This is a genomic window from Pseudomonas sp. NPDC088890 (assembly GCF_044900155.1).
In the GTDB taxonomy this organism is placed as follows: domain Bacteria; phylum Pseudomonadota; class Gammaproteobacteria; order Pseudomonadales; family Pseudomonadaceae; genus Aquipseudomonas; species Aquipseudomonas urmiensis.
This window is the reverse complement of the sequence record NZ_JBJDNG010000008.1, coordinates 118524-128472: the sequence shown is the minus strand read 5'-3', so window position 1 is coordinate 128472 and position 9949 is coordinate 118524. Positions and strand designations below refer to the sequence as shown.

The 9949-nt window shown below is 64.5% G+C and carries 10 protein-coding genes; 8 read left to right on the top strand and 2 right to left on the bottom strand.

From position 1 onward, the window contains the following. Position 1: 1 nt before the first annotated feature. From ACI2JX_RS18120 to ACI2JX_RS18090, 7 genes are read left to right on the top strand one after another with little or no spacing between them, the layout of a single operon-like run. Positions 2–604, top strand: coding sequence for an outer membrane lipoprotein carrier protein LolA (locus tag ACI2JX_RS18120; RefSeq protein ID WP_404690703.1), 603 nt, complete (start codon positions 2–4; stop codon positions 602–604). Next, entirely contained in the window at positions 594–2915 is a 2322-nt protein-coding gene (locus tag ACI2JX_RS18115; RefSeq protein WP_404690670.1) for an MMPL family transporter, read from the top strand. Before ACI2JX_RS18120 ends, ACI2JX_RS18115 begins: the two co-directional genes overlap by 11 nt. Beyond that, positions 2912–3394 (top strand): hypothetical protein, encoded by a 483-nt coding sequence (locus ACI2JX_RS18110; RefSeq protein WP_372353320.1) that lies wholly within the window; start codon positions 2912–2914, stop codon positions 3392–3394. Before ACI2JX_RS18115 ends, ACI2JX_RS18110 begins: the two co-directional genes overlap by 4 nt. Next, positions 3391–4572, top strand: a complete 1182-nt coding sequence (locus ACI2JX_RS18105; RefSeq protein WP_404690669.1) for a beta-ketoacyl-[acyl-carrier-protein] synthase family protein — start codon at positions 3391–3393, stop codon at positions 4570–4572. The genes ACI2JX_RS18110 and ACI2JX_RS18105 overlap by 4 nt, the downstream gene beginning before the upstream one ends. Beyond that, a complete protein-coding gene (locus ACI2JX_RS18100; RefSeq protein ID WP_186556582.1) occupies positions 4569–5039 on the top strand; it encodes a hotdog family protein in 471 nt (156 codons plus the stop codon). Before ACI2JX_RS18105 ends, ACI2JX_RS18100 begins: the two co-directional genes overlap by 4 nt. Continuing rightward, on the top strand, positions 5032–5760 hold the full coding sequence (gene fabG / locus ACI2JX_RS18095; protein ID WP_186556581.1) for a 3-oxoacyl-ACP reductase FabG: 729 nt from the start codon (positions 5032–5034) through the stop codon (positions 5758–5760). The genes ACI2JX_RS18100 and fabG overlap by 8 nt, the downstream gene beginning before the upstream one ends. Beyond that, positions 5760–6992, top strand: a complete 1233-nt coding sequence (locus ACI2JX_RS18090; protein WP_404690668.1) for a beta-ketoacyl-ACP synthase — start codon at positions 5760–5762, stop codon at positions 6990–6992. Before fabG ends, ACI2JX_RS18090 begins: the two co-directional genes overlap by 1 nt. Before the next feature lie 105 nt (positions 6993–7097). Here ACI2JX_RS18090 and ACI2JX_RS18085 read toward each other — a convergent pair whose 3' ends face one another. Further along, complete coding sequence (locus ACI2JX_RS18085; protein WP_264235665.1) at positions 7098–7991, bottom strand: LysR family transcriptional regulator; 894 nt, start codon at positions 7989–7991, stop codon at positions 7098–7100. 125 nt (positions 7992–8116) lie between these two features. On the opposite strand from ACI2JX_RS18085, the gene ACI2JX_RS18080 reads away from it, so the two are divergent. Then, complete coding sequence (locus tag ACI2JX_RS18080) at positions 8117–9361, top strand: MFS transporter (RefSeq protein ID WP_404690667.1); 1245 nt, start codon at positions 8117–8119, stop codon at positions 9359–9361. 138 nt (positions 9362–9499) lie between these two features. On the opposite strand, the gene ACI2JX_RS18075 is transcribed toward ACI2JX_RS18080, so the two are convergent. Next, on the bottom strand, positions 9500–9847 hold the full coding sequence (locus ACI2JX_RS18075) for a NirD/YgiW/YdeI family stress tolerance protein (protein WP_264235667.1): 348 nt from the start codon (positions 9845–9847) through the stop codon (positions 9500–9502). Positions 9848–9949 lie beyond the last annotated feature (102 nt).

The window sequence follows — 9949 nt, the reverse complement described above, 5'->3', positions numbered from 1 at the left end:
CATGGCGCTGGCGTTACGCGCCCTCACCACGTTAGCCCTGCTGCTCACCAGCCCACTAACCTTAGCCTTCACCCTCGAAGACCTGCAAAAGCAGCTAAGCGAACCCACTGTAGTCAAAGGCCCCTTCATCCAGGAAAAACACCTGCGCGCCCTTCCCCAGCCCTTGGTCAGCCGCGGCCAATTCGTCCTGGCCCGCGACCACGGCCTGCTCTGGCTGCTGCAAACACCGCTGCGCCAGGACTACCGCATCACCGCCAACGGCATTGCCCGGCGTGATCCATCCGGCTGGCAAACCCTGCCCAGCCGTAGCGCCGGCGCCGAGCAGAACCGTCTGTTTTTCGCTGTCCTGCAAGGCGACAGCAGCGGCCTGCAACGCGACTTCGAGCTGAACTTGCAAGGCACCGCCGAGCACTGGCAACTGCAGCTGAACCCTCGCTCGCTGTTGCTCAAGCAGATCTTCCGCCGTATCGACATCGCCGGCGGCCAGTACGTCGAGCGCATCGAGCTTGAGGAAAGCCAAGGCGACAGCACCGTGCTGCGCCTGCCAGCCAGCAGCGGCGCCACTGCCCTGAGCGATACGGAGCGCAGCGATTTTGCCGATTGAACGCCTGTTGCCCCGGCTGTTCCTGGCCTTGCTGATTGCCGTGCTGGCTGTCGCCGGCTGGCAGTGGCAGCGTGGCGCGCCGCTGTCGGGCGACTTGATGGCGCTGGTGCCCGGCGACACCCAAGATCCGTTGGTACAGCGCGCCGAGCAACGCATGCAGGCACCGCTGAACCGCGAGATGCTGGTGTTGGTCGGCGACCAGGACCGCCAGCGCGCCGTAGCCCTCGCCGAACGCCTGGCCGGACAGTGGCAAGCCAGCGGCCTGTTCGAAAAGGTCCAGTGGAGCCTGCAGACCGACCTGCAAGCAGTGCGCGAGCAACTGCTGCAAGGCCGCCTGGCGATGCTCTCGGCCGCTGATCGCAGACAGCTGGTCGAACAACCCGAGGCCTTTATCGAACAACGCGTGCAAAGCCTGTTCGACCCCTTCACCGGCTTTAGCCTGGTCCCCAGCCAGGACGATTGGCTAGGCCTGACTGGACGCATCCAGGCCAGTCAGCCGAAGCCGGCCAATGTCCAGCTCGACACCGCCAGCGGTGCGCTGATCGCCGAGGCTGACGGCAAGCACTGGGTATTGCTGCGCGCGCGTAGCCTGGGCGACGCCTTCGACCTGAAGTTGCCGTTACAGGTCGCCGACCTGCTGGCCGCCAGCCGGCTCCACGCCGAGCAGAGCGGGGCCCAACTGTTGGCGGTCAGCGGCCTGTTGCACGCCGCCAATGGCCAGCGCCAGGCCAGCCGAGAGATCACTTGGGTCGGCGGTGGCGCTACCCTGGGCATTCTTCTGCTGTTGCTGCTGACGTTTCGCCGCTGGCGGGTGTTGCTGGCATTCGTGCCGGTGCTGGTTGGCATGCTGTTCGGCGCGGTGGCCTGCGTGGCGTTGTTCGGCAAGATGCATGTAATGACCTTGGTCCTGGGTTCCAGCCTGATCGGGGTGGCGGTGGACTATCCACTTCACTACCTGTCCAAGAGCTGGAGCCTGCGCCCTTGGCGCAGCTGGGCGGCCCTGCGGCTGACCTTGCCGGGACTGAGCCTGAGCCTGGTCACCAGCTGCATCGGTTACCTGGCCCTGGCATTCACCCCGTTTCCGGCACTGACCCAGATCGCTGCATTCTCGGCGGCGGGCCTGGTCGGCGCCTACCTCAGCGCAGTGTGCCTGCTACCGGCACTGCTGCAGTCTGTCGAGCTGCGCCCGGCAGACTGGCCGCTGCGCATTGCCCAGGCCCTCACCGACCTACGTGAACGCCTGCTGAGCAAAGTCCCCAGTGCCGTGTTGCTGGGCCTTTTGATGCTGTTCTGCGCCGCAGGCCTGTGGCAACTGGACAGCCGTAACGATATCCGCCAGTGGGTCGGTAGCTCACCGCAGTTGCTGCAAGAGGCGCAGACCGTCGCACGCATCACCGGTTACCAGCCGACCAGCCAGTTCTACCTGGTCCGCGCCGCCGACCAAGGCCAACTGCTCGAACGCTTGCAGGCGTTGAGTACAAAGCTCGACGAGCTGGCTGACCTGGACAAGCTCAAGGGCTACATGAGCCTCAGCCAACTGGTCGCCAGCGCTGGTGCTCAGCGACAGCTACGCCAGGCGCTGGCGCAATTGCCTGCCCATTGGCAACCGTTGCTGGCACTGGGCGTGCCGCAAGATGCATTGGCCGCAGAGCTTGAACAACTGCGCAGCCTGCCGGATCGCTCGATCGAGCACGTCCTGGCTGGCCCGCTCGGCGAGGCTTGGCGACCGTTGTGGCTGGGCGAGGATGGCCATGGCGTGGCGGCGATCGTCAGCCTGCAAGGGCTCAACGATCCGGCGCTGCTGCGCTTGCAGACCGATGAACTGCCAGGGGTGCAACTGGTGGATCGGCTCGGTCAGCTGAACCAGTTGTTCGCCGCTACCCAAGTCAGCGCCGCTGAGTTGAAACTGCTGTCGTGCGCGCTGATCCTGTTGCTGTTGGTCGTGCCTTTCGGTTTGGCTGGCGCTCTACGGCTGGTCGCCCTGCCGCTGCTGGCCGCGCTGTGCAGCCTGGCCAGCCTTGGCTGGCTGGGACAACCGCTGACCCTGTTCAGCCTGTTCGGCCTGTTGCTGGTAACAGCGATCAGTGTCGACTACGCGATCCTTATGCACGAACGGATCGGCGGCGCTGCGGTCAGTCTGCTCGGCACCCTGTTGGCGGCGCTCACCACCTGGCTGTCGTTTGGCCTGCTGGCACTGTCCAGCACGCCGGCGGTGAGCAACTTTGGCCTGGCAGTGAGCCTGGGCCTGGCCTTCAGTTTCGTCCTGGCGCCTTGGGCCGCCGCCCGTGATAGAGAACCTGCGCAATCATGAAACCCCTGCTGCTGTTGCTGACCCTGCTGCTGAGCGCCTGCGCTGCGCGGCCACCGCTACCAGAGCGTCTACCCCAGCTGACATTGCCGCAGCAATTGCACGTGCAACGCGAACAAGCCGGGCAACGCCAGGACTGGTTGTTGGTGGTGCAGCGTGAAAATGGCCGCCTGCGCTGGTCGCTGCTCGACCTGATGGGCATCCCCCAGGCGCGGCAGTTGCTCGATGGCCAGGACTGGCAAGCCGATGGCCTGCTGCCGCCCAACCCTGCTGCGCGGGAGTTGTTCGCCGCCGTGCTGTTCGCGCTAACCCCCGAGCAGCAACTGCTGCAGCTTTATCCACAGGCCCGGCAGCAGGAGCAGCGGCGCTGGCTGGATACACGCTGGCAGGTCGACTATCGCCGCGCCGACCACTTCACCTTGAACCTCGGCCAGGGCCTGCGTTACCTCGTCAGCCCTCTGCCCAATGAGACTGCGCCATGACCGCCTACCTCAATGCCCTGGGCCTGGTCTGCGCCCTTGGCCAGGGCCAGGCCGAAGTCGCCCGCAAGCTGTTCGCCGGTGACTGCTCAGGCATGCAAGCGCAGGGCGGCTGGGTGCCGGAGCGCAGCCTGCCGGTCGGCGCCGTGGCCGGCCCGTTGCCGCAGCTACCCCTAGCAGGCCAGCAAAGCCGCAACAATCAGCTGCTGTATGCCGCTGCCCTGCAGATCGAGCCGGTCATCCGCCAGGCCATCGCGCGCCACGGCGTCCAGCGGGTCGGTGTGGTGCTAGGCACCAGCACCTCGGGAATCGACGAAGCCAGCGCCGGCATCGCCCATTACCTGGACGCTGGGCACTTCCCTGCGGACTATCGCTATGACCAGCAGGAACTGAGCGCCCCGGCCAACTTCCTGGCCGCTTGGCTGCAACTCGAAGGCCCGGCTTATGTCATCTCGACCGCCTGCACCTCCAGTGGCCGCGCCCTGTTGAGCGCACGTCGATTGCTCGACCTGGGCCTGTGCGATGCGGTGCTGTGCGGCGGCGTCGACAGCCTGTGTGGCCTGACCGTCAATGGCTTCAACGCCCTTGAGGCCGTCAGCTCACAGCGCTGCAACCCGTTGTCGGTCAACCGCGACGGGATCAATATCGGCGAAGGCGCGGCGCTGTTCCTGATGACACGCGAAGGTTCAGGCATTGCCCTGCTCGGCGCGGGCGCCAGCTCAGACGCGCACCACATTTCCGCCCCCGAACCTAGCGGCAGGGGCGCCTTGCAGGCCATGGGCAAAGCGCTGGACAATGCCCGTCTCGAGCCCGCGCAGATCGATTACCTGAACCTGCACGGCACCGCCACCGAACACAACGACGCCATGGAATGCCGGGCCGTGCACAACCTGTTCGGCGCCCAGCTGCCTTGTTCATCGAGCAAGCCGATGACCGGTCATACCCTCGGCGCCGCCGGCGCCCTGGAAGCAGCCTTCTGCTGGCTGAGCCTGAGCGAGCACAACCCACTTGGCCTGTTGCCGCCGCACCTCTGGGATGGTCAGGCCGACCCACAACTGCCCGCGCTCAATCTGGTCGATGGCAGCCAACGCTTGGCGCTGCACGGACCGCGCCGGTTGATGAGCAATTCGTTCGCCTTCGGCGGCAACAATGTCAGCCTGATTCTCGGAGATGCACCATGACCACCTGGCCCCTGGCCGACCTGCTGCCGCACGCCGGTGACATGATCCTCATCGATGGCATCGACAGTTGTGACGAGGAGCAGATCCACACCCACGCAACGGTCCGTGCTGGCGGCCAATTCAACCGTGCCGACGGCAGCCTGCCCGCCTGGCTGGCGCTGGAGCTGATGGCGCAGAGCGTGGCGGCCTATGCCGGCTGTCGCGCACGGCGGCTGGGCCAGCCAGTGGAAATGGGCTTTCTGCTCGGCACACGCAAGTTCGAGTGCACTGTCGAACACTTTCCCGTCGGCGCCCAGCTGCGTATCCACGCCCTGCGCTCGCTGGAAGACGACAACGGCATGGGTGTGTTCGAATGCCACCTGCGCGGCGACGGCATCCAAGCCAGCGCCCGCCTGAATGTCTACCGCCCGCCCCAGGCAAGCCAGTACCTGGCCGAGCCGGCACCCGAGGAACACCCGCATGACTGACACCATCCTGGTCACCGGCTCCAGCCGCGGCATTGGCCGCGCGATCGCCCTGCGTCTGGCCCGCGCCGGCTACGATCTGGTCCTGCATTGTCGCAGTGGCCGCAGCGAGGCCGAGGCGGTTGCCGAACAGGTCCGCGCGCTGGGGCGCCAGGCGCGCATCCTGCAATTTGATATCGCCGATCGGGCGGCCTGCGCTGCCATCCTCAATGAGGATGTCGAAGCGCATGGCGCTTACTACGGCGTGGTGTGCAACGCCGGGCTGACTCGCGATGGCGCCTTCCCAGCCCTGAGCGAGGACGATTGGGACCAGGTCATGCGGACCAATCTGGATGGTTTCTACAACGTCCTGCACCCCTTGATGATGCCGATGATCCGCCGCCGTGCGCCGGGGCGGATCGTCTGCATCACCTCGGTTTCCGGGCTGATCGGCAATCGCGGCCAGGTCAACTACAGCGCCTCCAAGGCCGGCCTGATCGGTGCAGCCAAGGCCCTGGCGATCGAACTGGGCAAGCGCCGGATCACGGTCAACTGCGTCGCCCCAGGGCTGATCGACACGGCCATGCTCGACGAGCACGTGCCGGTCGAGGAGTTGCTCAAGATGATTCCGGCCCAGCGCATGGGCACCCCGGAAGAGGTCGCCGGCACGGTCAACTTCCTGATGTCCAGTGAAGCGGCCTACATCACCCGCCAGGTCATCGCGGTCAACGGAGGGTTGTGCTGATGCGCCGTGTCGTGGTCACCGGCATGGCCGGCATCACTGCCCTGGGCAATGACTGGGAAACCCTTTCCAGGCATTTTGTGAGGAACCGCAGTGGCATTCGCCGCATGCACGAATGGGACGTTTTCGAAGACCTCAATACCCGCCTGGGCGGGCCCATCGACGAATTCACAGAGCCCGCGCACTGGACCCGCAAGCAACTGCGCAGCATGGGCCGGGTCGCCCGCCTGGCGGTAGCGGCCGCAGAACGAGCGCTGGCCGATGCCGGTCTGCTCGACGATCCGAGCATCCGCGATGGCCGCATGGGCGTGGCGTGCGGCTCCTCTGCTGGCAGCACCGACGAGATCAAGGCGTTTGGCAACATGCTGCTCAATGCCAGGGCCGATGGCCTCAATGCCAACTCCTACGTGCGCATGATGCCGCACACCACTGCGGCCAACATCAGCATCTTCTTCGGCCTCACCGGACGGCTGATCCCCACCTCCAGCGCCTGCACCAGTGGCAGTCAGGGGGTCGGCTATGCCTACGAGGCGATCAAGTTCGGCCGCCTGCCGATGATGCTCGCCGGTGGCGCCGAAGAGCTGTGCCCGACCGAGGCCATGGTGTTCGATGCCCTGTATGCGACCAGCCTGATGAACGACACCCCTGAACTGAGCCCGCGCCCTTACGACAGCGCCCGCGACGGGCTGGTAGTGGGTGAGGGTGGCGGCATGCTGGTGCTGGAGGAGCTGGAGCATGCACTGGCCCGTGGCGCGCGCATTCATGCCGAGATCGTTGGTTTTGGCAGCAATGCCGATGGCCAACACATCACGCGTCCTGAACAAGCCACCATGCGCCGCGCCATGGAGCTGGCGCTGGAGGATGCCGGGTTGGCGCCAGAGGCGATTGGCTACGTCAACGGCCATGGCACGGCCACTGAACAGGGCGATATCGCCGAGACCCTGGCTACCAGCGAACTGTTTGGGCCGCGGATGCCGATCAGTTCGCAGAAGAGCTTCCTTGGCCATACGCTTGGCGCCTGTGGTGCGCTGGAATCGTGGTTCAGCATCGAGATGATGAATCGCGACACGTACGTGCACACCCTCAACCTGGACAACATCGACCCGCGCTGTGGCGAGCTCGACTACGTGCGTGGCGGCATGCGGGTGATGAGCAATGAGTACGTGATGAACAACAATTTTGCCTTTGGTGGGGTGAATACCTCGTTGATCTTCCGGCGCTGGCCAAGGGCTTAACGGCGCCTGCATCGGCCTCTTCGCGGGCAGGCCCGCTCCCACTGGGTTCGGTGGTGCTGCATATCCTTGTGGAGGCGGGCTTGCCCGCGAAGAGGCCAGTACGGGCTACAGGGTACTTTCGCGGGTCAGCAGCTCGGCAAATGCCTTGGCCATCGCCGAGCCACCCGCCTGACGCTGGACCAGCCACACCGCCGTACCCGCGCCCTCATCGAGCAGGGTGCGATACACCACGCCATCAATACGCATGCGCTGGAACGACGCCGGCAGCACCGACACCCCCAACCCCGCCGACACCAGGCCAATGATGGTCATCGCCTCCCCCGCCTCCTGGGCAAAATGCGGGCTGAACCCCGCTTGCCGAGCCAGACTCAACAACTGCGCATGCAAGCCGCTGCCATAGCTGCGCGGAAAGAACACGAACGGCTCATGGGCCAGCGCCGCCATGTACACGCCCTGCTCGCTCCCCTGCGCCAGCGGGTGCGAGGCGTTGATCACTGCCACCAGCGGCTCTCGGAACAACTCGGTGACGACCAACCCCTCAGGCAACGGCATTGGCCGCATCAGGCCGACTTCGATCGACTCGTCGAAGACCGCCTCGGCGACATCGCGACTGCTCATCTCCTTGAGGTTCAGGTGCACGGCGGGAAAGCGTTGGCGAAATGCATGAATCGCCTTGGGAATCTTCGAGGTAAATGGCGCCGAAGAGGTGAAGCCGATCTTCATTTCACCCAACTCGCCCAGTTGCGCTCGACGGGCGACATCCGCGGCTTTTTCCACTTGGGCGAGTACCTGGCGCGCCTCCTCTAGAAACAACCGGCCAGCTTCGCTCAGCTCTACCCGACGATTGGTGCGCTCGAACAATCGCGCGCCCAGCTCCTGCTCCAGCGCCTGGATCTGCTGGCTCAGGGGGGGCTGGGAAATCCCCAGCTGCTGCGCGGCACGGCCAAAGTGCAGCTCCTCGGCAACGGCGATGAAGTAGCGCAGGTGACGCAATTCCATGAGCAGCTCCAAACAAGTCGTAAAACGTCTTAAATAGGTCGAACAATATATTGGATCTAATCATTAGCCAGCTATATGCTTTTTACAATTCGCAACACCGGCCCGCGTGCCTGAGGGACCCATTCGTGAAAACTGCTGTAGCGCCCCTGCCTGTCGACCCTGAGCCTGCCCCGCTGAACGAGATCTGGATCGAGAAAGGTACTCCCGCCTTCCTCAAGACCGTGCTGGCATTGTTCAGCGGCGGCTTTGCCACCTTTGCCCTGCTCTACTGCGTGCAACCGATGATGCCGTTGCTGTCGCAGGAGTTCTCCATCAACGCCGCGCAGAGCAGCCTGGTGCTGTCGGTGTCGACGGCGATGCTCGCCTTTGGCCTGCTGGTCACCGGGCCGATCTCGGACCGGATCGGCCGTAAGCCGGTAATGGTATTCGCCCTGGTCTGCGCTGCGCTGTCGACCCTGGCCAGCGCGGTAATGCCAAGCTGGGAGCTGGTGCTGGCGACCCGGGCCATGGTGGGCTTGTCGCTCAGCGGCCTGGCAGCGGTGGCAATGACTTACCTGAGTGAGGAAATTCATCCGCAGCACATCGGCCTGGCCATGGGCCTGTACATCGGCGGCAATGCCATCGGCGGCATGAGCGGGCGGCTGATCACTGGCGTGCTGATCGACTTCGTCAGCTGGCACACGGCGATGCTGACCATTGGCGGGCTGGCCCTGGCAGCGGCGCTGGTGTTCTGGAAAGTGCTGCCCGAGTCGCGCAACTTCCGCCCGCAAGCGATGAACCCGCGCAGCCTGCTCGATGGCTTTGTCATGCACTTTCGCGACGCCGGTTTGCCGTGGTTGTTCCTTGAAGCGTTCCTGCTGATGGGCGCCTTCGTCACCCTGTTCAACTACATCGGCTACCGCTTGCTGGCCGAGCCCTATCACATGAACCAAGCGCTGGTGGGCTTGCTCTCGGTGGTTTACCTGTCGGGTATCTACAGTTCGGCGCAGGTCGGCGCCCTTGCCGACAAGCTGGGGCGGCGCAAAGTGTTCTGGGCGAGCATCCTGGTGATGGCAGGCGGGCTGTTGCTGACCCTGGCCAGCCCGCTGGCGATGGTGATCCTGGGCATGCTGGTGTTCACCTTTGGCTTCTTTGGCGCGCACTCGGTGGCCAGCAGCTGGATTGGCCGACGCGCATTGAAGGCCAAGGGCCAGGCGTCTTCGCTGTATCTGTTCTGCTATTACGCCGGATCGAGTGTGGCCGGGACGGCCGGTGGGGTGTTCTGGCACATGGCCGGATGGAATGGGATTGGCCTGTTCATTGGCAGCCTGTTGGCGGTGGCGTTGCTGGTTGCGTTGCACCTAAGCCGATTGGCGCCCAAGACCACGTGAAGCCGGGGCCGCTTTGCGGCCCTTCGCGGCGGTTCGGCGCCCCGACAAGCCCGCTCCCACAGAGTCTTGCAGCGCTGTCGAACCCTGTGGGAGCGGGCTTGCCCGCGAAGGGTCGCAAAGCGACCCCAGTCCTCTGGATCAGTTAATGATCTCGACGATATCCACATCCACTTCGCGGCTCATCAGGTTCTTCTCGACTTCACCGGTCAGCTTGACCTTGGTCTTGTCATTGAAGCCTGCCGCTGGCATGTCCTCATCGTCGATCTCGACTGTGATGGTGCCGGTGTTGTCCTTGAATTCGTACTTGTCGTCGTTATCCAGCTTCTTGGTCACGAAGCCTTGCAGGACCACGCGGGTGTCGTCAGCGGCGTCGTTGGCAGCAGCCACAGTGGTGACCGGCTGAGCACCTGGACCGGTGTAGGTATTGGCCAGGGCAGCGGTGCTGAACAGCGGTGCGAGAATCAGGGCGAAGTAGCGAGCTTTCATGAGGTCAGGTCCTGTATCGGTTGAGATGGGACCAGATTAACGACGATCGCTGAATTAAACCTTAATCCAAACGTATCGCGGGGCAAGCCCACTCCCACGCCT